Source organism: Geothrix terrae, assembly GCF_022808775.1.
GTDB classification, from domain to species: Bacteria; Acidobacteriota; Holophagae; order Holophagales; family Holophagaceae; genus Geothrix; species Geothrix terrae.
Genome location: NZ_JAKZLA010000001.1, coordinates 472030 through 493369, shown reverse-complemented (window position 1 = coordinate 493369; position 21340 = coordinate 472030). Strand labels below are relative to the sequence as shown.

The 21340-nt window shown below is 67.1% G+C and carries 17 protein-coding genes; 5 read left to right on the top strand and 12 right to left on the bottom strand.

Annotated features, from left to right (window positions below; translation table 11 throughout):
- Positions 1-18 precede the first annotated feature (18 nt).
- From MLE42_RS02325 to MLE42_RS02310, 4 genes are read right to left on the bottom strand one after another with little or no spacing between them, the layout of a single operon-like run.
- The gene (locus tag MLE42_RS02325; protein ID WP_243286259.1) at positions 19-4116 is read right to left on the bottom strand and encodes a translocation/assembly module TamB domain-containing protein; all 4098 of its coding nucleotides are present in this window, start codon (positions 4114-4116) and stop codon (positions 19-21) included.
- The gene (locus MLE42_RS02320; RefSeq protein ID WP_243286258.1) at positions 4116-5090 is read right to left on the bottom strand and encodes a serine/threonine protein kinase; all 975 of its coding nucleotides are present in this window, start codon (positions 5088-5090) and stop codon (positions 4116-4118) included. The genes MLE42_RS02325 and MLE42_RS02320 overlap by 1 nt, the downstream gene beginning before the upstream one ends.
- A gap of 53 nt (positions 5091-5143) precedes the next feature.
- Positions 5144-6763 carry an MFS transporter gene (locus tag MLE42_RS02315; RefSeq protein WP_243286257.1) on the bottom strand — a complete coding sequence of 540 codons (1620 nt, stop codon included), beginning with the start codon at positions 6761-6763 and terminating at the stop codon, positions 5144-5146.
- 56 nt (positions 6764-6819) lie between these two features.
- Positions 6820-7425, bottom strand: a complete 606-nt coding sequence (locus MLE42_RS02310) for a TetR/AcrR family transcriptional regulator (RefSeq protein ID WP_243286256.1) — start codon at positions 7423-7425, stop codon at positions 6820-6822.
- A gap of 149 nt (positions 7426-7574) precedes the next feature.
- Here MLE42_RS02310 and MLE42_RS02305 point away from each other — a divergent pair, with 149 nt between their 5' ends.
- Together MLE42_RS02305 and MLE42_RS02300 are read left to right on the top strand one after the other, a co-directional pair.
- Positions 7575-8168 carry a peroxiredoxin-like family protein gene (locus tag MLE42_RS02305; protein WP_243286255.1) on the top strand — a complete coding sequence of 198 codons (594 nt, stop codon included), beginning with the start codon at positions 7575-7577 and terminating at the stop codon, positions 8166-8168.
- Positions 8169-8199: 31 nt separating this feature from the next.
- Positions 8200-8709: a hypothetical protein gene (locus MLE42_RS02300; protein ID WP_243286254.1), complete on the top strand. Its 510-nt coding sequence runs from the start codon at positions 8200-8202 to the stop codon at positions 8707-8709.
- Between the two features lie 76 nt (positions 8710-8785).
- Here the strand turns inward: MLE42_RS02300 and rpoD are convergent, their stop codons facing one another.
- Both rpoD and dnaG read right to left on the bottom strand, forming a co-directional pair.
- Positions 8786-10507: an RNA polymerase sigma factor RpoD gene (gene rpoD / locus MLE42_RS16260; protein ID WP_338029956.1), complete on the bottom strand. Its 1722-nt coding sequence runs from the start codon at positions 10505-10507 to the stop codon at positions 8786-8788.
- A 147-nt stretch (positions 10508-10654) separates the two neighbouring features.
- Positions 10655-12394, bottom strand: a complete 1740-nt coding sequence (gene dnaG / locus MLE42_RS02285; protein WP_243286253.1) for a DNA primase — start codon at positions 12392-12394, stop codon at positions 10655-10657.
- A gap of 195 nt (positions 12395-12589) precedes the next feature.
- On the opposite strand from dnaG, the gene MLE42_RS02280 reads away from it, so the two are divergent.
- Positions 12590-13585, top strand: a complete 996-nt coding sequence (locus MLE42_RS02280; RefSeq protein WP_243286252.1) for a hypothetical protein — start codon at positions 12590-12592, stop codon at positions 13583-13585.
- A 37-nt stretch (positions 13586-13622) separates the two neighbouring features.
- Here MLE42_RS02280 and MLE42_RS02275 read toward each other — a convergent pair whose 3' ends face one another.
- Positions 13623-14966: an MFS transporter gene (locus MLE42_RS02275; RefSeq protein WP_243286251.1), complete on the bottom strand. Its 1344-nt coding sequence runs from the start codon at positions 14964-14966 to the stop codon at positions 13623-13625.
- A 69-nt stretch (positions 14967-15035) separates the two neighbouring features.
- Positions 15036-15581 (bottom strand): hypothetical protein, encoded by a 546-nt coding sequence (locus tag MLE42_RS02270; RefSeq protein WP_243286250.1) that lies wholly within the window; start codon positions 15579-15581, stop codon positions 15036-15038.
- 99 nt (positions 15582-15680) lie between these two features.
- On the opposite strand from MLE42_RS02270, the gene MLE42_RS02265 reads away from it, so the two are divergent.
- Positions 15681-16874, top strand: coding sequence for a glycine C-acetyltransferase (locus MLE42_RS02265; RefSeq protein WP_243286249.1), 1194 nt, complete (start codon positions 15681-15683; stop codon positions 16872-16874).
- A gap of 1 nt (position 16875) precedes the next feature.
- On the opposite strand, the gene MLE42_RS02260 is transcribed toward MLE42_RS02265, so the two are convergent.
- The 3 genes from MLE42_RS02260 to asnB are packed head-to-tail and all read right to left on the bottom strand — an operon-like array spanning position 16876 to position 19283.
- On the bottom strand, positions 16876-17121 hold the full coding sequence (locus MLE42_RS02260) for a hypothetical protein (RefSeq protein WP_243286248.1): 246 nt from the start codon (positions 17119-17121) through the stop codon (positions 16876-16878).
- A 51-nt stretch (positions 17122-17172) separates the two neighbouring features.
- Positions 17173-17544 carry a PilZ domain-containing protein gene (locus tag MLE42_RS02255; protein ID WP_243286247.1) on the bottom strand — a complete coding sequence of 124 codons (372 nt, stop codon included), beginning with the start codon at positions 17542-17544 and terminating at the stop codon, positions 17173-17175.
- Positions 17544-19283 carry an asparagine synthase B gene (gene asnB / locus MLE42_RS02250; protein ID WP_243286246.1) on the bottom strand — a complete coding sequence of 580 codons (1740 nt, stop codon included), beginning with the start codon at positions 19281-19283 and terminating at the stop codon, positions 17544-17546. Before asnB ends, MLE42_RS02255 begins: the two co-directional genes overlap by 1 nt.
- A 265-nt stretch (positions 19284-19548) precedes the next feature.
- Between asnB and tdh the strand changes: the two genes are divergently transcribed.
- A complete protein-coding gene (gene tdh, locus MLE42_RS02245) occupies positions 19549-20580 on the top strand; it encodes an L-threonine 3-dehydrogenase (protein WP_243286245.1) in 1032 nt (343 codons plus the stop codon).
- A gap of 94 nt (positions 20581-20674) precedes the next feature.
- On the opposite strand, the gene MLE42_RS02240 is transcribed toward tdh, so the two are convergent.
- The gene (locus tag MLE42_RS02240; RefSeq protein WP_243286244.1) at positions 20675-21298 is read right to left on the bottom strand and encodes a type II secretion system protein GspG; all 624 of its coding nucleotides are present in this window, start codon (positions 21296-21298) and stop codon (positions 20675-20677) included.
- Positions 21299-21340: the final 42 nt, after the last annotated feature.

Sequence of the window (21340 nt, the reverse complement as noted above, 5' to 3'; positions counted from 1 at the left end):
CCAGCCATCCGCCTCCAGCTAGTTCGGGCTCCAGGAATGCCGGATCTCGCCCGAGGGGGTCAGGCCGGCGCCGCCGCCTTTGCTGGCGCCCAGCTGGAGGATGAAGTTGCCGAAGCGCCACTCCACCTGGCCCGAGGTGATGCTCAAGTTCCCGCTCTTCTTGTGGGAGACCACGAACGCGCTGCGCTGGCCGAACAGGTTGATGCTCTTGCCCATGGTGACCTCGGTCTCCGTGGTGCCGAGGCTAGTGGTGCGCACGGCCACGTTGACGCGATCCAGGCCCAGGGTGCGGCGCAGCTGCTCCTGGAAGGGCGCGAAGGCCAGGGTGGAGATGAGGCCCGAGCCTGCGCTGGCCAGGCCCGAGGTGATGGCGCCCTGGGTGGCGCCGGACGAGGCGCTGGCGGTGCCCACATTCGCGGCGTTGCCGGGGTTGATGAGGATGGCCACGATCTCGTCCTGGCGCAGGCTCGGCGTGGAGCTGGGCACGATGGCCAGGTTGCTGAGGGTGCCGTGGATGTCCAGGTTCACCGTATAGCCGGGAATGGAGGTCACGCTGCCCTGGAGGCTGATGACGGGATCCAGCGGGCGCAGTTCGGAGAAGGTCAGCGAGCCCCGGTCCACGACCATGTCGCCGGCGGGGAAGATGTTGGTGACCCGGCCGCCCGGCTGGAAGACCAGGATGCCCTTGGGGATGGGGTGTGCCAGGGTGCCCACCACCTGGAAGGGGCCCTCGGTCCGGCCATCGAGCTTCAAGAGATTGGTGTTGAAGCTCCAGGGATTCCTGAGGTCCAGGTCCAGGTCCAGGCGGATGCGGTCCAGGGGGTCGTCCAGGTCCAGGCCCGTCAGCCCGCCGCTATCGCTAAGGGCGCTGCGGAGGATGAGGTCGGCCAGCTTCACTTCGGTCTGGTAGTTCAGGCGGTCGGCGCGCAGCCGGCCCTTGAGCACGCCCCCGTCTTCGTTGCCATCCAGGGTGGCGCGCAGGGTGCCTTGGATCTCCAGGCCCTCGGGCACATCGCGGAGCTGGAAATTGGCCAGGGAGGCCTTCAGGGCATAGGTGTCCAGGCCGCCCAGCTTCCAGGTGACCCCGCCTGAAACCTTCAGGTCGCCATGGGCGAGGGTGCCCTGCAGGGGCTTCTCGGCCGGGATGGAGATGGTGTGGTCCTTGAACATCACCTCGGCCTGGAGATCCTCCACCCCCTGGTAGCCGCGCAGGTTGAGCCGGCCCTTCTCCAGGGCGAGGTGGCCATCCAGCAGGGGATCGCCATAGGTCCCGTGGACCAGGAGGTCGAAGCGGCTCGTTCCCTGGATCCGGACTTCGGAAAGCAGGCTGTACTCGTCGACCTCCATGACGCGATCGAAGATGGTCTTGAGATGGGCCAGGTTCGCCCCGCCCTGGACCCGGAGGCCGAGAGGCGCGGCCGTGGAGAAGGGCAGGGTGCCCGACAGGCGCAGTCCCGCGGCCTGGGCCTGGGAGGCGTCCGCGGGCTTCCGCGCGCCACCCTCCAGGCTGATGTCCACCGCGGCCCCGGCCGCATCGCCGTGAAGGGCTGAGGGCTGCGCCTGGTGCAGCTCGAAGACGTTGAACTGGGCCGCCAGGCGGCTCAGGGTGCCCGTCCACGCCAGGGCGCGCCCATCCCAGCGTCCATCGGCGGTGGCTTCGAGGTTCAGGTCCTCCAGCAGATCCTCCGTGAGGCTCCGCGCCAGGGTGTCCGTGCGGGCGCTGTCCGGAGCGATGGTCAGGGCCAGGTGGCCCACCAGGTCCGGGCCGTCCTGCCGGACCTGGGCCTCCGCCACGGGGCGGGCCATGCCCTCGATGGCGAGCCGGCCCTCCAGGTGGCCCCGCTCCAGCTTCACGGAGGCCTCGAGTCCCTCCAAGCTGCGGCCGCCGAAGAATATGCGGCCCCGGGTCAAGGTGGTCCGGCCTTCCGGCAGGTCCAGGGACCCGAAGGGGCTGGTGATGGGCCCCAGCAGGCGGGATTCCACCTGTGCCTGCACCCGGGGTCCGGGCAGATTCAGGAGCTGGGAGTCCAGGCGCCCGGCGAGGTCCACCCACCAGGTCCAGCGCTTGAAGTCCATGTCCGCCCTGCCCGCCAGGGCCAGGGCTCCCTCGGGCTCAGCGCTGGGCCCGCCCAGCAGGTCCAGCCGTTCGCCGATGCGCACATCGTCGAGCCGCAGCCGGAGACGGTCGATGTCCATGGAGAAGTCCGAAGAAGCCGCTGGAACTTTGATTCCATAAACTTCACCCGACTCGACTTGGGCGGACCCGTTCATGAGAATGTGATCGAACGGGCCCTGGAGACGGACCCACCCCCCGCCGAGCCCCGTGATGGGCAGCTCCCGGCCGTCGGCGTCCTTCACATCCGCCGCCCGGAGCCCTTCGGCCACGGGGAGGCGGAAGGCCGTGTAGCACATGTCCATCTGCTTCTGGCCTGGGGCGGTCCGGCCCCAAGTGAGCCAGAGCTCGCCGCCTCCGCGGCCTTCATCCTTCTTCAGGTCGATATCCGTGACCCGCAACTCCGTATCCCGGATCTGGACCTTCGCCTCGACGCTTTCAGCCCGGGCCCCATGCCAGCGGGGATGGGCGACCTCCCCGGAGCCGTCCAGCTCCAGGCCGGTGCCGCGGCTCCAGCGCACCTTGGCCCGGGCCCGGGTCTGCCCTTCCATGTCGAGGTCCACCACTTTCCAGGCGCGGAGGGCCTGGGCCACCTGACCGGCGCCGACATCCACCGTGCCATCGGCCTCCAGTCGGACCAGGCCCCGGGGCCCGAGCTGGGCCCATCCGGTGCCATCGGCCTTGAGGGCCTCCAGGTCCAGGTGGAGCTGGTCCAAGGTGGCCTGGCCATTCCGGAGGGCGGCGTGCAGGTTCCCGGCCTCAAGGCCGTGCTGGGTCAGGCCGAGCTGGACTGTTCCCTGCCAGCGATCCGGCCGGCGGAGCGCCTCGGGATCCGCGGGCCCCTCCGCCTGAGCCTTGAGGTTGCCGCGGAGTCCCTGGAGTTCCGGCAGCCGGAGGAGCCGGCCCAGGACCTCCAGGTCCAGGTCCTGTCCCAAGAGGGTGCCCTTGGCTGGCTTTTTCCGGGACCAGCCGCCCTCCAGGGAGAGGTCGCCCTGGGAAGACTGCCAGCGGAGGTGGCTCAGCTGGAATCCCTCAAGGTTTCCACTGCCGCGAAGGTCGAGGCTCCCCGGAGCCAGGGCGCCTTCCGCGGGCCGCAACCCCGCGCCCTCAGCGCTCACGGTCCATCGGAGGTCCGAGAATGTCCCGCGGGCAGAGACGTTCAGGTCGAGGTCGCCCGTGAGCGGGGGGCGCTTCATGCCGCCCCAGTGGGCGGCCTGAGCCAGGGCCAGTACGCCGGTCACACGGGCGTCCAGGCGCTCGGAGGAGCCGGGTTTCTTTGCGTCGAAGCGGCCATGCAGCCGGATCTGGCTCTCCCCGAGTCGGAAGTAGCCCTCCTTGAGGACCACGAACTGTTCGGTGACCTCCCCGTTCAGGTCCAGGCGCCCCTTCTCCCATCCGTTCGGACCCTTGACCATCCAGTGCGGGCCCGCCACGTCCACGCGGAGCTGGTTGGGGGCCGTGCCGGTGGCCTTCACCTCGAACCGGTACTGCATGGGGGGCAGGCCCCGGAGCGGCTCAGGGATATCGATCTCGCCCCCGGTGATGCTGAGCAGGTCCAGGCGCACCTGGGGCAGGGGACCTTTACGGGGGGGGTGCTCCTTGAGGTGGATGGCGGCCAGCCCGGCTTCCGTCAGGCGAAGGTGGGGATGTTCCACCCGGATCGAGAAGATGCGGTGTGTGGGGGCGAGGAGGGAGGTGAGGTTTGTCTGGACCTCCACCCGCTGGACCGTCAGGAGGTCCCCACCCAGCCGCACGTCCCGCATGGAGGCCGATCCGAAGAGCGGATGCAGCTCCAGCTGGCCGACCTCCAGGGAGAGCCCTGTCTCCTCCCGCACCAGCCCATCCAGCTTCGAGATGGCCCAGCGCAGCACCACGGGCCGGGTGGCCACCCAGGGGACGATGGTCACGGTGGCGGCGCCGGCCACCAGGACGTAGGAGATCCTCCGTACCCAGCGGCGACCCCAGAGTCGCTGCACGGCTTCCTTGGTGGGATGCCAGACCATCAGCGTTCAATCTTTTCGCGACAGCTGGGGCAGCTCTTGGCCATGCGTGGCAGCTGGCGGAAACAGTAGGGACAGAGCTGGGCCTGGGTGGTGGCGCGAAGGGTCGGGTGGGGGCCGGAGCTGTTCGTGGAGAGCACGGCCGTGCCCAGGGGCCGGGTCTCTCTGGCCACGCTGTCCCGGAGGCGGCGCAGCGCCTCCAGGAAGGCCTGGGCCGACAGGTAGCGCTCGCCGAGGTTCACGGCCAGGGCCTTCATGACGACTTCTGAGAAGGCCTTGGGGACGACGGGGTTGCGCAGGTGGGGCGCCACGATCTGCTGGCTGGTGAAGGCCTGGGCGATCTTGAGGGGATCCGCGTCGTAGAAGGGGACGGTGCCCGTGAGCATCTCGTAGAGGGTGATGCCCAGGGACCAGAGATCCGATTGGAACACGGCCCGGCCACGGAAGTGCTCGGGCGCCATGTAGGGGGGCGAGCCGATGCGTGTGGGCGCGTAGGGCACGTGCTGCAGCTCCAGCACGCGGGAGGTGCCGAAGTCGGTGACCTTGGCCACGCCTTCGCGGTTCACCAGGATGTTGGCGGGGCGGAGGTCCCGGTGCAGGATCTGGTGGCCGTGGGCGAAGGCGATGGCGCTGCAGACATCCAGGCCGATCTCCAGGGCCCGCGTGGGAGGGAGGGTGCGTTCCCGCCGGATCATGCGATCGAGGCTCTCGCCTTCGATGTATTCCAGCACCATGAAGAAGATCCCGTTCTTCCGCTCCACGGTGATGAGCTCGACGATGTTCGGATGCTTCAGGCCCGCCATGATGCGGGGCTCCTTCAGCAGGTCCACGATCTCGTCCTGCTGCTGGTGGGGCACCTTCAGGGCCACCTTGCGGTTCACCCAGGTGTCCATGGCCAGATAGACGGCTCCGAAACCGCCAGAGCCGAGGCGGTCCAGGATCTGGTATTTCCCCAGGGTCTGGTCCTTGGAAAGCACGGGCGCGGGCTCCGAAGCGATGGAACCAGCATGACCGAAATGGACTGCGAATCCTATTCCAGGATGCGGTCCAGGATGGAGTCCCGTCCTTCCCAGGCGGCGGTGAGGTGGCGGACTCGCGGCTTCGGTTCCACGCACAGACTGTAGGCCCTGCGCAGGAACGCGCGGTCCTCCACCGTGGCGCGGTGGTGCTGGCGCAGGTGTTCGCCCCAGTTGGAACTGAGGAAGCTCTCCACAAACCGCACCTGGCCCGGATCGGGCGGCACGAGATCCTGGAAGAGCGACCAGCGCACGGCGCCGTCCCGGTTGCGGATGCGGCGGACCTCGCGCATGGCCTCCCGGAAGGCGGTCTTGTTCGGTTCGGGGACGCGGTACTCGAGCACCGTGAGGATGGGGCCCTCGTGGGGGTCGATGGGGCCGGGGGAATGGGGTTGGAGGCGGTGGGGGCTCAAGTCCAGGGGCTGGTGGAGGGCCTGGATCCTCAGGCGGGCGGTGAGCAGCAGGAACAGGATCATGCCGAGGCCCGAGCAGGCGAAGGCGGTGTGGACACCCCAGCGCTCGCCCACGGCCCCCCAGAAGGCCGCCCCTCCGGCCATGGCCCCGCCCCAGACGGTGATGTAGACCCCGAGCGCCCGGGCCCGCACCCAGGACGGCACCGACAGCTGGACGCCGGTGTTGCAGGTGCTCAGCACGGTCAGCCAGCCGGCCCCGCCCACCAGGAGCACCAGCCCGACGGCGGGGGCGTGGTTGAGGAAGGCCAGCGCGAGGAGCCCCGCCGCGAAGGTCGCCGTGGCAAGAGCCATCAGTGTGTTGGGGGTGAAGCGCCGCCGGAGCGCGGGGAGGGCCAGGGTGATGCCCACGGCCCCGGCCCCGGTGCAGCCCAGCAGGAGGCCGAACGCCGTGGAGCCGAGGTTGAGCCGGTGGATGGCCAGCGTCGGCAGCAGCGAGAAGATCGGCCCGCCGAAGAACACGAACCCGCCGCCCCGCAGGAGGATCACCTGGAGCGGCTTGCTGTGCCAGGCATAGCGCAGGCCCACCTTCATGGCCGCGCTGAACCGCTCCGCGGGCAGATCCGTGGTGGTGGGCTGGCGCTTCCACCCCTTGAGGACCAGGAGCACCCCGACGAAGGAGACGGCATTGAGGGCGAAGGCCCACGTGGCCCCCAGCCATCCCACCACCAGGCCGCCGAGGGCCGGACCCACGGCCCGGCTCACGTTGAACCCGGCGCTGTTGAGCGCGACGCCGGCCGCGATCTGCTCCTTCGGCACCAGGTCGGGCACCGAAGCCTGCCAGGCAGGCGAATTGAGGGCCGCTCCCACCCCCAGCAGCAGTGACATGCCGATGAGCACGCCGGGCGTGACCAGGTGGAGGGCCGAGAGGACCGCCATGGCGGCAGCGGCCAGCAGCATCCAGGCCTGGGTGGCCAGCAGCATCCGGCGCCGGTCCACGATGTCGGCGATGGCGCCGCCCGGCATGGAGAGCACCAGCATGGGCAGGGTGGCGCCCGTCTCGATGAGGCTCATGAGCAGAGGGGACCGCGTGATCTCGCCCATGAGCCATTTCTCGCCGACGCTCTGCACCCAGGTGCCCACGTTCGAGGCCATGGCCGCGATCCAGATCGCGAAGAAGATGCGGCTTCGAAGCGGGGCGAAGGGGCTCTTGGCGTCGGTCACGAGTTCAGGCTAACGGAACGGGGGGATGGCTGTCATGGGGCGTTCGGCCACTGTGCCTATTCCCGAAGGATCGCGTGATCTGTCGCGGCTTTCACCGCGGGCATCGCCAGGTTCCGGAACAGGGCTTCGACCTCCTCGACGGGTAGATGCTTCCTGCTGTCCAGCCACCACATGAGCAGGCCAAAGGAACCGCCGGCCAGGTGCTGCACGAGGGCTTCTCGCGGGACGCTGTCGGCATTCGGGTGCGGGAGCATGATCTTCAGATCCTCTCGGATCAGATGTGTCAGGAGTTTGTGCAGGTGGTACCTGATCACGCCACCGCTCTGCCGACCGGCCATCGCCCTGTAGATATCCCGATGTTCGCCCGCGTGCACGAACAGATCACGGCTGAAGGCGAACACTTGCTCTTCCAGGTTCTTCCCTTGCGCCAAGGCCTCCTGCTGCCTCGCTTTCAGGGCGGCTTGCAGGTCGTCGAAACCGCTCACAAGCAGATCTTCTTTGTTGTCGAAGTGGGCGTAGAAGGTGGCGCGGCCCACATTCGCGCGGTCGATGATTTCCTGCACCGACAACCCTTCGAACCCTTTCTCCTTGACCAGGGAGAAGAGCGCGCTGCGAAGCAACTGCCGCGTCCGTTCCACCCGCCGATCGGGTTTTTTAGCCATGAGGCCGCTCCGCTTTCGAACAAGTCGGGGTCAGTTGATCGGAATTGAACTCGCCGGGGGGCGTCGTACTGGCCGTGGCCACCGGAGTTGTGGATTATGACGCTGTGTTTAATTTCGAACAAGGTGTTCGATTGGCTCCGGAGACACCCATGCAAACGATGGACGCACAGCATCACGGAGGCCGGAAGGCTCGGCGATTGAAGGTGGGAACAGTGGTGGAGCCTCTGGAACTCCTCGGCATCCACTCCGAGCCCATCCAGATTCCAGACCCGGATCGGATGGTGCACCTTCAGTTCCGGCGATTCGCCGGTTGCCCCATCTGCAAGCTGCACCTTCGATCCATCGCCGTCCGCCATGATGAATTGGTGGCAGCGGGCATCCGCGAAATCGCCGTCTTCCATTCCGCGCCCGAGGCCCTGCGCAGGCACGACGGCGCCCTGCCATTTGCAGTCATCGGGGACCCCGAGAAGCGGCTGTACATGGCCTTCGGCATAGAGCGATCCGCGCGTTCCATCCTGGATCCGCGGGCCTGGGGCGCCATCGTCCATGGGCTTTCGGTCTTTGGTCCAGGGCCGCCGGACCGCGGTGAGAGCGGATTGGGACTACCCGCCGATTTCCTCATCGCGCCCGGCGGACGGGTCATCGCTTGCAAGTACGGCGCTCATGCGGACGATCACTGGTCAGTCGATGAACTCCTCTGGCTCGCCTCCTCCGAGGCTTCCCGTTCTTTCTCCCCCTCTTGAAACCCTGGCCTTGTCGCTTGGAGCCCTGCCGATGTCCCGTACTACCACGCCAACCCTTCCCGTTCTGATGACCCGAGCCGCATGGTGGGCCTTCTCCGTCCTGATGTTGACCAGCATCCACCACGCCTATGGCGCCATCCGCTACGCCACGCCCTGGCGCATGCATGTGACGCTGGTCAGCGTTGTCACCATCGGCATCCTATTCGGGGCCCGGCATGTAGCTTGGCAACAGAGGGGATGGGCCACTTCCAGCCTCGCTTTCTGGATCTTCGTAGGCACGGCCCTGATCGTTCCGGTCTTCGTCATCGGGTTATTCGAGGGCGGCTACAACCACTTCGTGAAGGACGCACTTTACATGTCAGGCGCCCCGGCCGGCCTAATGCGGAGGTTATTCCCGCCACCGGCCTATGAGCTTCCGAACGATGTCTTTTTCGAAGCCACAGGGGTGCTGCAGGTGATTCCCGCGCTTCTGACAGGGGCGGCCTTGATCCGCCTCGTCCGAAAGTGGAGGGGAGACGTCCACGCATGGGGCTCGCGATGAGAGTCGGTCAAGTGGACCAAGGATAGGCATGAAAGAAGAGGGCCCCGGGAGGGGCCCTTCTTCGTGTGGGATTGGCTTACCCCAGGAACGCCTTGAGCGTCTTGGAGTAACGCGGGTGCCGGATTTTCCGCAGGGCCTTGGATTCGATCTGGCGGATGCGCTCGCGGGTGACGGCGAACTCGCTGCCGACTTCCTCCAGCGTGTGTTCCGAGCCGTCGTCGCCCACGCCGAAGCGCATGCGCAGCACGCGCTCCTCGCGCTCGCTGAGGGTGTTCAGCACGTTGCGGACGGTCTCCTTGAGGCGCTGCTGCACGACCTGCTCCACGGGGGAGACGACGGTCTTGTCCTCGATGAAGTCGCCCAGGTGGGAGTCCTCCTCCTCGCCGATGGGGGTCTCCAGCGAGATGGGCTCCTGCGCGATCTTCATGACCTTGCGGACCTTGCCCACGGGCATGTCCATGGCGTGGGCGATCTCCTCGCTGGAGGGTTCTCGGCCCAGCTTCTGCACCAGCTCGCGCTGGGTGCGGATGAGCTTGTTGATGGTCTCGATCATGTGGACCGGGATGCGGATGGTGCGGGCCTGGTCCGCGATGGCGCGGGTGATGGCCTGCCGGATCCACCAGGTGGCATAGGTCGAGAACTTGAAGCCGCGGCTGTACTCGAACTTGTCCACGGCCTTCATGAGGCCGATATTGCCTTCCTGGATCAGGTCCAGGAACTGCAGGCCGCGGTTGGTGTAGCGCTTGGCGATGCTGACCACGAGGCGGAGGTTGGCTTCGATGAGCTCGGCCTTGGCGGCGCGGCTGATGCTCTCCGCGGCCTTGAGGCCGTTGAAGTCCTTGTGGAAGTTGTCGCTGGTGGTCTCGTACTTCTCGAAGAAGTCGGCCAGGGTCTTCTCGATGTGGGCCAGCTCGTCCTTGTAGCGGTCCTTGAGCTTGGCGAAGGCGGGGTTCTTGAGGCGGTCCCGCAGCTCGCGGCATTTCCGCTCGCCGGCCATCACCTGGCTGTGCTGGTGGGTGATCTTGTCGATGAGCCGCGTGACGGCGAGGCTGTTGAGCCCCAGCTTGCGGATCTGGCGGGACAGGCGGCCCCGGGCCTGGAGGATCTCGCGGTCCAGCTTGCGCTTCTTGGGCAGGGTCTTGGTCCCGGCGTCCACCTGGAGCTTCACCTCCAGCAGGTCCTGGAGGGCCTGGTCGTAGACCAGCAGCTTCTCGAACTGGTGGTGCACGTGCTGGGTGGCGGAGGTGCTCTCGGCATCCTCGTCGTCGTCCACCTCGTCGGAGAGGCCCACGACCTCGCGGATCTTGCCGGGGTTCTCCTTCAGCATCTTGCCGATGTCGATCAGCAGGCTGGCGGCCAGGCGGCTGCGGGAGAGGGCGCGCATGACGCTGCGGACGCCCACTTCGATGCGCTTGGCGATCTCGACCTCGTCCTCGCGCTTGAGGAGGGGCACCGTGCCCATCTCCTTGAGGTACATGCGGACCGGGTCGTTGAACTTGTCGCTGTCGGGGCTGTCGATCTCGATCTCGAGATCCTTGTCGCCCTTGCCGCTCTCGACCATGACGAATTCGGGCTCGATGGCCTCGCGGGCGGCCTGGGCCTCCTCCTCCGTGGCGCCGATGCCCACGCCCAGACGGGCGAACAGACCCATGACCTGTTCCAGGTCCGTGGGGCTGGAAGCGGTATCGGGGAGGAAGTCATTGAGCTGGTCGACCAGCAGGAATCCGTTTTTCCTTCCGATGGAGATCAGGGCTTTGGTCAGGGCGTAGTAGGCATCGCGTGGCGGCGTCGGAACCATTCGGACCTCAAAGAGCACTGCATGCATCGGGCCGGTGGGGTGGGGGAACCCGGGGCCGAGGGGAAAACAGAACACGGCCAATGTACCGGGCCGAGTCCGGAACTTTTCAGTATAGGAGATCTGTACGTTCAGGCAAGGCCCGGATCTTCAGGTCTGTCCCCCCACCGCCCCCCGCCGGCGGCGTGAGAGATCCTTCTGGCGGGCCAGCAGCTCGTTCTGGCGGGTCATGATCCGATCCGTGAGGGCGGCATCCACGAGGGTGCGCGGGTCCTGCAGCAGCCGGTTGTTGGCCTGGAGCTCCCGGTCGACGTAGCGCGCCTCCAGCTTCACGACGAGCGCCTCGGCGTCCCGGCCAGCTTCATCCTGGCGGCTGGCCAGGGCCTCCAGCCTCCGGATCGCCGCCAACGCCCCCTCGGGAAGGCGGGCCGGGTCCCCATCGACATCCAGCAGAGCCTGGAGCAGGGGGGCCCCGTCCAACCCTTCCCACCAGGCGGGTGGAAGCTCCTGCACCCGGTGGCAGTGGCCAGCGGTGCTGAGGAGCAGCAGGCTGCGGATCAGGTCGTCCATCACGGGCACGGGACTGGCGCCAGGAGAGGCCTGCTCCGCTTCCCCCGCCGGAGCCTGCCGGCCGCGCACCGCCCGATCCAGCTCCTGGAGGGGCACCTGGAGCTGGTGGGCCAGGCTGGCGAAGAGGTCGCGGCTTTCGGTGGTGCGGGGCAGGTAGGGCAGGAAGTCCAGCAGGTCCTTGAAGGCCCCCATGCGATCAGAGATGCGGCGCAGGTCCTTGCCCTCCATGGCCCGGTCGATCATGAAGGCCGTCCAGTCCGGCGCGGTCCGCAGCAGGTCCTGGAAGGCCTCGCCGCCCAGCTTGAGGCACCAGGTGTCAGGGTCCTCGCCCTGGGGCAGTTCCAGCAGGCGCACCTCGAAGCCGAGGGGGAGGGCCAGGCGGAGGCTCTTCTCCATGGCCCGGCGGCCGGCGGCGTCGCCGTCGAAGCAGAGGATGACCCGCCGGGAGAAGCGGCCCAGAGCCTTGAGGTGCTCCTCGGTGAGGGCCGTGCCCAGGGGCGCCACGGCCTGGTGGATGCCGTGCTGGTGGAGCTGCAGCACGTCGAAGTAGCCCTCGACCACCAGGGCCCCTTCCTTCATGGCGCCTTTGGCACGGTGGAAGCCGAAGAGGGTCTCGCCCTTGTGGAACAGGACCGTGTCCCGGGTGTTGAGGTACTTGGGCTGGCCCTCTCCCATGACCCGCCCGCCGAAGGCCACCAGGCGGCCGCGGGCATCGTGGATGGGGATGGTCAGGCGGTTGCGGAGGAAGTCGATCTGGGTGCCGCGCTCGCTGCGGCTGGCCAGGCCCGCCTGCTCCAGCAGCTCGCCGGAGAAGTTCAGGCCGCGCAGGTGGGTCACCAGGGGATCCCAGCCGTCCGGCGCCATCCCGAAGCCTGCCTCGGCCACGAAGGGGCCTTCGTAGCCTCGCTGACGCAAGTAGGCCCTGGCCGCCTCGTGGCGCTCCAGCTGCCGCTCGTAGAAGGCCTGGGCGGCTTCCAGAGCGGCGCGAAGCCGGGTTTCGAGGTCCACCTCGGCCGCCGGCCGCTCCCGGCGCTGGGGCAGGTCAATGCCCGCGGCCCGGGCCAACTGCTCCAGGGCCTCGGGGAAGGTCATGCCCTCGCGCTCCATGAGCCAGGCGAAGGCGTCCCCGTGCTTGCCACAGCCGAAGCAGTGGTAGAAGCCGCGGTTGGGTACCACCTGGAAGCTGGGGCTGCGCTCGGCGTGGAAGGGGCAGAGGCCCACGAAGGCCGACCCTTGCTTGCGCAGCCTCACCGCCTGGCCCACCAGGGCCAGCAGGTCCGTCGCGTCCCGGACGCGCTCGACGATCTCGCGATCACGCATGGTTTCGGAGGCTTCCTGAAAAATGAAACCACACTCGCAGAGGGTCGCAGAGGTGGCGGAGGGCGCAGAGGAGAATCCTTCTCCAGCATACCTCCGCACCCTCCGCCTTCTCAGCATCCTCTGCGTGTGTTTTACCCTTCGGGATTCTCAGGATGATGGCTCATGGCATGCTTGAGGATTCGTACGGTGAATCCCATGAGCCAGCTCCTCGACACGATCCTCCTCTTCAGCCTGCCTGCCTCGGGCAAGTCGGAGGTGCGCCGCTACCTGGCCAGCCTGACGCCGGACCAGTGCCGGAACGACTTCCACATGGGCGCCACGCTGCAGCTGGACGACTATCCGTACGTGCACCTGATGCATCGCATCGACGACGAGCTGAAGGAGAACGGACTGGGCTACGCCTACTACCACGGCCCGGACCGTCCCTTCCGCGATAACTGGACCTGGGCGGTCCTCATCGAGCTGCTGAACGAGGACCATGCCAATCTCATGGCCAGCCGCCAGATCGAAGTGGCCGGCGCCGCCCAGCACCTCTTCGACCGCCTGGACACCGCCCACGCCAAGGTGGGCCTGCACGAATACCTGGGCGACCTCCCCCATCGCATCCGCGTGCGCATGGCCGAGGTCCTGGAGGCCGAGTGCCGCGCCGAGCTGGATGCCCTCAACCGCCAGAACGCCCAGGACAAGGCTGGCCGCACCCTGGTGATCGAGGCCGCCCGGGGCGGGGCCCATGGTTCCGCCTTCCCCCTGTGCCCCCCCCACGGCTACGAGACTGCCTTCCAGACCCTGGATCCCGCCATCCTCGAGAAGGCGGCTGTGCTCTACGTCTGGGTGGATCCTGCCGAGAGCCGCCGCAAGAACATCGAGCGCGGCCGACCGGACGGCCAGGGCAGCATCCTCCACCACAGCGTCCCCATGGAGGTGATGCTGGGCCAGTACGGCACGGATGACATGGCCTGGCTCATGGAGCAGAGCGACCGGTCCGGCACCATCCGCGTGGAGCGCGTCGTTCCCGCCGGGGACCGCCACGAGACCAAGGTCTACCACCTGCCCGTGGCCCGCTTCGACAACCGGAGCGACCTGACCACCTTCGTCCGCGACGACCAGAAGCTCTGGAAACCCGCCGACGTGCAGGCCATCCACACCGGCCTCAAGGCAGCGTTCGATCAGCTGGCGTCCGCCGGACGATAACTGACAGCCGATAGCCGATGGCTGACAGCTCCTGAATTCAGTGCGCCCCGGCGCCAGCCTTGGCGTGCCAGATGCGGGTCATGATGAAGGCGCCAATGAGGCTGAAGGGGATGATGGAGCCGACCCACACCCAGGCGTGGGCGGGCTGGTGGCCGGCGGCGGCGATGCCGTCCCAGCCGTAGGTCTTGAGGATCCAGCCCAGGCCGAAGCCCGTGAGGCCCGAGCCGATATACTGGATGCCATCCAGGGCGCCAGCCACGGAGGCCGCGGCCTTGCGCCCACCGAAGTCCATGCTGGCGGTGCCGCTGAGCATGCCGTGGACACCGAAGATGAACATGGCCGTGAGGCCCAGCAGCACCACCGCCCAGACCTGGCCGCCCCAGGTCCCCTGGCCCAGCGCCATGCCCAGCAGCCCCAGCATCACCACCTGCACCAGGTAGAAGAGGAAGGCCACCGGCGGGCGACGCGACTGGAACAGCTTGTCGCTCATCCAGCCGCAGAGCAGGCCGCCCAGAATGCCGCCGCCCATGAAGGCGATGCCCGTCCACCAGAAGAGATGGTCCTTTTTCCCGAGGTGGTAGACCTCCTGCAGGTACTCCGTGAAGTAGAGCATCACGCCCTGGCGCACGAAGCCCGTGCAGAACTCCGCGAAGATGAGGGAGACGACGATGGGGTTGTGGAAGACCTTCCGCATGAGGTCTCCGAGGGGCAGGGGCGTCTCGTCGGCGGAGGCGGCATTGGAGCCGTCGCCGGTATCGAAATCCGCGTGGCCGGCATGGCTGGGGCGGTTCCTGACGAGGAACCAGTCCGCGCAGAACATGAAGGCCATTGCGGCGGCGGGCACGAACCAGATGACCGTCCAGCTGCGGAAGCTGGCCAGCAGCCAGGCGCCGATGGTCGTCGCCAGGAAGTAGCCCGAGCTGATCATGATGCCGAAGATGCCACCGAAGACCCCACGCTCGCTGACGTGGAACCAGGTGCTGTTCACCTTGACCACGGAGAGGGCGCCGAAGCTCTGGAAGTACATGTTCAGGCTCCAGAGCAGGCTCATGCTCAGCAGGATCTGCGTCACATGGTTGTTCAGGAACATGAATCCGATCATCAGGTTCAGGAGGGCCGCGCCGATGGCGCCGACCAGGATGGCCTTGCGTCCGCCGATGCGGTCCGCCAGGGGGCCGTTGAACGCCACGGCCAAGCCGTAGGTCCAGAAGCCGGCGGAGGCGATGAGGCCCATCTGCGCCTTGTCCAGGTGGTACCAGGCGCCGATGTCGTTCTTCACGATGTTGAAGTTGTAGCGGCCCATGTACATGGCCGCGTAGGTCAGTCCCAGGGGGAACCAGTTCAGGAACCGGCGGAAGCGGAAGGCGGGACTGTGATCCAAGGGAACCTCGATGCCTTCAAGGGTAGTGGAGGGCTCCCCGGGACCCAAGCAACGAGGATGTAACGCGGATCACTCCGCCTTGCGGAAGGCCTCGTCCGTGCCCGTCAGCTCCCAGCCTCCCCGACGCCGCTCGAAGGTGGCGTGGCGCTGCTTGGTCTGGCCGATCCGGGCGTCCGGGTGCAGGGACTGGAAGATCGGGAACTGGGCGGTGGGCTTGTCCAGGCGGACCTCGTAGGTCACGCGGGCGCCTTCGCGGGTGGGCTCCATGCGGACCGCGCGCACGAAGACCGCCTCGGCCGCGGGCATGGAAAAGCCCTTGGGAGCGGCCTTGATGTCCTTCGGAGCGGACGGCTTCAAGTGGAAGGTGAAGGCCTCCCGCCCGCCGTCAGCCTGGACGGAACTGTCGAACCAGCCGCTCTTGTCCAGATTTTCCTTCAACGTCACCAGGCGCAGGTGCTCGGGGCTGCCCTTCTTGGCGGAGGCCTTCTCGGGCACGGTGACGGGCACCACCACGGGGTAGTCCTTGCGGATCAGGTCCTCGGCCTTCGCCCGCTCCAGCTTGGAGCTGCAGGCCAGCGTCAGGAGGAGGACGGGCAGGAGCAGGGCAGGGCGCATGGATGGATCCTTTCCAGTTCGCAAGGATGGTGACACAACCGGGCGCCCGTCACGCAACCTCGCAGTATCCTATGGAGCTTCGACGCTTAGGAGACCGCCGTGAACCCTGCCTACCTGGCCCACCTGACCCGCGAGATCGAGCAGCTGAAGGAGGCCGGGCTCTACAAGACCGAGCGCGTCATCACTTCGCCCCAGCAGCCGCAGATGAAGGCCAACGGGCGGGATGTGGTCTGCCTCTGCGCGAACAACTACCTGGGGCTGGCGAACCATCCCGAGGTGATCGCCGCCGGCAAGGCCGTGATGGACGGCCACGGCTTCGGCATGGCCTCCGTGCGCTTCATCTGCGGCACCCAGGACATCCACCGGGAGCTGGAGCAGAAGCTGGCGGCCTTCCTGGGCTTCGAAGACACCCAGCTCTACTCCAGCTGCTTCGATGCCAACGGCGCCATCTTCGAAGGGCTCCTGGGTGAGGAGGACGCGATCATCAGCGACGCCCTGAACCACGCCTCCATCATCGACGGCATCCGCCTCTGCAAGGCCCAGCGCTTCCGCTACGCCAACTCCGACATGGCCGACCTGGAGGCCCAGCTCAAGGCCGCGGACGCCGCCGGGGCGCGGTTCAAGCTGGTGGTGACGGACGGCGTCTTCAGCATGGACGGCTACATCGCCAAGCTGGCCGAGATCTGCGATCTGGCCGAGAAGCACGGTGCCATGGTCATGGTGGACGACAGCCACGCCGTGGGCTTCATGGGCGCCAACGGCCGCGGCACCCACGAGCACTGCGGCGTCATGGGCCGCGTGGACTTCATGACCGGCACCTTCGGCAAGGCTCTGGGCGGAGCCTCCGGCGGCTACATCGCCGGGAAGCAGATCGCCATCGACTGGCTGCGGCAGAAGGCCCGTCCTTACCTGTTCTCGAACTCCGTGGCCCCCGCCATCGTGGCCGCCACCCTGAAGGTGCTCGACCTCCTGAAGAACAGCCAGGGGCTCATCAAGCAGGTCCACGAGAACGCCAGGTACTTCCGCGCCGGCATGGAGAAGGCCGGCTTCAAGCTGCTGCCCGGCGAGCATCCCATCGTGCCCGTCATGCTCTACGACGCCCCCCTGGCCCAGGAGTTCGCCAAGCGCCTGCTGGACGAAGGCGTCTACGTTATCGGCTTCTTCTTCCCCGTGGTGCCCAAGGGCCAGGCACGCATCCGCACTCAGATGAGCGCCGCCCACACGAAGGCCGATCTGGACCACGCCATCGCCGCCTTCACCAAGGTGGGGCGCGAGCTGAAGGTGATCGCCTGACCTACAGCACGATGTAGCGGTAGATTCCCGGCTCCTGCTCCTTCAGCAGGAGCTGGATGGTCCAGCGGCCGTCCGGGTAGCGCTCGTACATCGTGGCGCTCAGGACGGACTCTTTCAGCCACTCCCGGATGTCCTCGTAGCGCTCGAAGGCGGGTGGCTCCCAGGCCTCGCCTCCGGCCCCCCTGGCCGCGGATCCTGGCTTGATGTAATCCAGCAGGCGCGCCAGCGCGGCTTCAGGTTTCGACATGCAGGCTCCGGGCGATCGGTTCGGACAGGCGGACGGTTCGAGGAGGAACGGCTATCCGCCGAGATGGTTCCGGGCCTCGAAGGCCTGATCCGCCTCGGGGGAGACGGACCGGATCAAGGCCCTCAGCGCTTCGACCCCATTCGGCTCGAGCTCCCGCGAGAACTGGATGGCCATCCCGTTGGGATCGGAGCGGACCACGGTTCCCCGGGTCACCACCCGCCTGCCGGCCTCCGCCTCTTCGAGCAGGATGGCCACGCCGCAGGTGGTGCCCACGGGCAGCCGATCCGGCCCGCCGATCAGGATGCCGCCCATGCTGATGTTGATGGCCGACGGGAACGCGATGATACGTTCGGGGGTCACCACCTTCACGCGATAGGCGATGGGAACGCGGGGGTATTGTCGCTGGTCGGGAGTCGCGCTCATCAATGGGCTTCCGGGTTCGGCTGGCCCGGTGATGATAGCGCGGAGCCATGGCCCTGAAGGTGGACATCGGTCACGGCCCGCCCGGAGGGGTCAGCCTGGTTCGCGAAGGAAGCGTCCCACCGCAGGGCGGTTTCCGTGCTGCAGGCCACGCTGCGCTCGAAGGGGACGCAGTTGACGGCCGTGGCGCTGGGGAAGTGGTGCTCGAAGATCTGGCGGTAGAAGTAGGCCTCCTTGGTCTCCGGGGTCTTGACCGGGAAGCGCTCCGCGGCGCCGCGCATCATGGCGTCGCTGATCTCGCGCTCGGCGGTGGCCTTGAGGCTGTCGATCCATCCGTAGCCCACGCCATCCGAGAACTGCTCCTTCTGCCGCCAGAGCACCTCGTCCGGGATGAGGCCGTCGAAGGCCTGGCGCAGCGGGTACTTCTCGATGGGCCTGGGCCGCGGAGCGTTCCGGGGCAGCTTCACCGCGGGATCCAGGCGCATGGCCACGTCCAGGAACTCCCGGTCGAGGAAGGGCACGCGGGCTTCGACGCCCCAGGCCGCGCTGGACTTGTTCGCCCGGGCGCAGTCGTAGAGATGCAGCTTCTGGAGCTTGCGGACTGTCTCCGCATGCAGTTCCGGACCGTCCGGCGCCTTGTGGAAGTAGAGGTAGCCGCCGAAGATCTCGTCGGCGCCCTCGCCGGAGAGCACCATCTTGATGCCCATGGCCCGGATCTTCCGCATCATGAGGTACATGGGCGTCGAGGCCCGGATCGTGGTGATGTCGAAAGTCTCCAGGTGGTGGATCACGTCCGAGAGGGCGTCCAATCCTTCCTGCACCGTAAAGTGGATTTCATGGTGGATGGCGCCGATGTGGTCCGCCACCAGCCGGGCGGGGGCAAGGTCCGGCGCGCCCTTCAGGCCCACGGCGAAGCTGTGGATCCGGGGCCACCAGGCGGGCGTGGTGCCCCCTTCCTCCACCCGTCCATCCCGGTACTGGGCGGCGATGGCCGCCACCAAGGAGGAATCCACGCCCCCGGAAATCAATACGCCGTAGGGTACGTCGCACATGAGCTGTCGACGCACCGCGGCTTCCAGGGCTTCGCGGAGTTTCACCGGTTCGTAGGGCTCCTGGGGGACGTAGCCGGGCTGGGCCCAGTCCGGCTCGTAGTAGCGCTGGAAGCCCTTGTCCGCTTCGTGGCCAAGGTAGAAGTGCCCCGGGGGGAACTCGCGGATGCGCTCGCAGTGGCCCACGAGGGCCTTCATCTCCGAAGCCACGTAGAGCCGCTCCTCCCGGTCCCAGCCCAGGTAGAGGGGGATGACGCCGATGGGATCCCGGGCGATGAGGTAGGTCTCCCGCTTGGGGTCGTAGAGCACGAACGCGAAGATCCCGTTCATGCGGTTGAGGAAGTCCCTGGGCGACAGCTCGTCGTAGAGGTAGAGGATCACCTCGCAGTCCGAGAGAGTCTGGAAGTCGTGGGCCTCCCGCAGCCCATGGCGCAGCTCGCGGTGGTTGTAGATCTCCCCGTTCACGGCCAGGACGGTGCCCTGGAGGGTGTCGACGAGGGGCTGGGCGCCGTGCTCCACATCCACGATGGAGAGGCGCTCATGGACGAGGATGGCCCGGTCATCGCTGTAGATGCCGCTCCAGTCCGGCCCGCGGTGGCGGATCTTCCGGGCCATGGCCAGGGCCTGGCGCCGGAGCTCCGCCGCGTTCGAGCGCGAGGGATCGATGTCGAGGATGGTGAGGATGCCGCACATGGGAGCTCCAAAAAGAAAAACCCCCGATCCGCTCTCGCGAATCGGGGGTGGTCCGGGAATTCAGGTGTCTAGGTGAGACCCTCTCCGGCCCACGCGCGATTCGCGCGAGGGAGCGGATTATTGAAGTTGCGGTTGGTCCGCAGAGAGGAGAAGGTCATGGGCCGCCTGAAAGAACCATATCGGGAGGCTTCACGAACCGTCAAGCATGGATGCGGAGGTGGCCGGCCTTGCCGTTGATGATGATAATGGTGCGGTTGGAGGCGCCATGAAAGCCCTGTTGAAGACCAAGCGGGAGGAAGGCATCTGGATGGGCGAGGTGCCCATGCCGGAGATGGGCCCCAACGATGTGCTCATCAGGGTCCACAAGAGCGCCATCTGCGGCACCGACGTGCACATCTACAACTGGGACGAGTGGGCCCAGAAGACCATTCCCGTGCCCATGGTGGTGGGCCACGAGTACTACGGCGTCATCGAGAAGGTCGGTGCCGAGGTCGAAGGCTACAAGCCTGGCGACCGTGTGAGCGGCGAGGGGCACATCACCTGCGGACACTGCCGGAACTGCCGGGCCGGCAAGCGCCACCTGTGCCGGAACACAGTGGGGGTGGGCGTGAACCGCACGGGCTCCTTCGCCGAGTACCTCTCCATCCCGGCCTTCAACGTGTTCAAGGTGCCGGACAACGTCCCGGACGAGGTGGCCTCCATCTTCGATCCCTATGGCAACGCCACGCACACGGCCCTCAGCTTCGACATGGTGGGCGAGGATGTGCTGATCACCGGCGCGGGCCCCATCGGCATCATGGCCGTGGCCATCGCCCGGCACGTGGGCGCCCGGCATGTGGTCATCACCGACGTGAACGAGTACCGCCTCGACCTGGCCCGGAAGATGGGCGCGACCGTGGCCGTGAATCCCATGAAGAAGGGCCTGCCTGAGGTCATGAAGGATCTGGGCATGACCGAGGGCTTCGACGTGGGCCTGGAGATGAGCGGCAATCGCAACGCCTTCGAGTCCCTGCTGGAATCCATGCACCACGGCGGCCGGGTGGCCCTCCTGGGCATCCTCCCCGGCGACTGCGCCATCGACTGGAGCCAGGTGATCTTCAAGGGGCTGATTCTGAAGGGGATCTACGGCCGCGAGATGTTCGAGACCTGGTACAAGATGGCCGCCATGGTGCAGAGCGGCCTGGACATCACCCCCGTCATCACCCACCGCTACAGCATCGACGACTTCCAGAAGGGCTTCGATGCCATGCGGAGCGGACAGAGCGGGAAGGTCATCCTGGACTGGGGCGTGAAGTAGATCCTTGCATGAGGCACAAACAAAATGCGGCCGATGGCCGCATTTTGTTTGCTGCGCACGCAGTGCGCAGCTGGCCAAGACGTTGGTTGGAACCTCAGCGCACCGGCTGGGGCTGGGGAACCGGAGGGTAGGGGCCGTCGGTCCAGGGGGCGCCGTCCTTGATGAGGATGTCACCCGCAAGCCCCTCGCCACCGGGGAGGCCGTCGGTGCCGAGGCAGGCAAGGTAGTAGCCGTCCAGCTTGGTGTTGAACTTCTGCCGCGCAGGACCCCGCTTCACCTGGACGTCCTCGATGGGCCGGGCGACATAGGGCCGGTAAAGGAACGGATGACCCCAGGGGGCTTCGGGAACCTGGTCGAGGTATTCGGGCACGAGGCCCTGCAGGGTCTCGGGGTACTCGCCGGTCTTGGCCTTGTAGCGGATCAGGGCGTCCGTGATGCGTTTGAGGGCGGCGCGGACCTGCTTCTGGCGATCGGCCAAGTCGCGGCTCACGAAAGCCTCGATGAGGAAGAGATCCTTGGTGGCCTGGTGGGCGGCCTCCGAGTCCGGGTAGCGGTCCACCAGCTGTTTCATCATGGCCCGGGCCTCGAGGCTCCGGCCCTCCAGGTTCAGTTTCCGGGCTTCTTCGTAGAGGTTCCCAGGGAGTCTGGGGTCCTCGGAACTGCATCCGGCAAGCAGGGCGAGAAGGGCCAGGGCAGGGACGAAGCGCGCGCGATTCATGGCATGAACCTTAGCAGAGCTACTCGATTGTAGGATGGAGGG

Excerpts from the sequence above, each read along its gene's own strand:
- MLE42_RS02325 (WP_243286259.1), bottom strand. The coding sequence starts at position 4,116 with ATGGTCTGGCATCCCACCAAGGAAGCCGTGCAGCGACTCTGGGGTCGC.
- tdh (WP_243286245.1), top strand. The coding sequence starts at position 19,549 with ATGAAAGCCCTGTTGAAGACCAAGCGGGAGGAAGGCATCTGGATGGGC.
- MLE42_RS02300 (WP_243286254.1), top strand. The coding sequence starts at position 8,200 with ATGTCCCGTACTACCACGCCAACCCTTCCCGTTCTGATGACCCGAGCC.
- asnB (WP_243286246.1), bottom strand. The coding sequence starts at position 19,283 with ATGTGCGGCATCCTCACCATCCTCGACATCGATCCCTCGCGCTCGAAC.
- rpoD (WP_338029956.1), bottom strand. The coding sequence starts at position 10,507 with ATGGTTCCGACGCCGCCACGCGATGCCTACTACGCCCTGACCAAAGCC.
- MLE42_RS02310 (WP_243286256.1), bottom strand. The coding sequence starts at position 7,425 with ATGGCTAAAAAACCCGATCGGCGGGTGGAACGGACGCGGCAGTTGCTT.
- MLE42_RS02260 (WP_243286248.1), bottom strand. The coding sequence starts at position 17,121 with ATGTCGAAACCTGAAGCCGCGCTGGCGCGCCTGCTGGATTACATCAAG.
- MLE42_RS02280 (WP_243286252.1), top strand. The coding sequence starts at position 12,590 with ATGAGCCAGCTCCTCGACACGATCCTCCTCTTCAGCCTGCCTGCCTCG.
- MLE42_RS02240 (WP_243286244.1), bottom strand. The coding sequence starts at position 21,298 with ATGAATCGCGCGCGCTTCGTCCCTGCCCTGGCCCTTCTCGCCCTGCTT.
- MLE42_RS02305 (WP_243286255.1), top strand. The coding sequence starts at position 7,575 with ATGCAAACGATGGACGCACAGCATCACGGAGGCCGGAAGGCTCGGCGA.
- dnaG (WP_243286253.1), bottom strand. The coding sequence starts at position 12,394 with ATGCGTGATCGCGAGATCGTCGAGCGCGTCCGGGACGCGACGGACCTG.
- MLE42_RS02255 (WP_243286247.1), bottom strand. The coding sequence starts at position 17,544 with ATGAGCGCGACTCCCGACCAGCGACAATACCCCCGCGTTCCCATCGCC.
- MLE42_RS02270 (WP_243286250.1), bottom strand. The coding sequence starts at position 15,581 with ATGCGCCCTGCCCTGCTCCTGCCCGTCCTCCTCCTGACGCTGGCCTGC.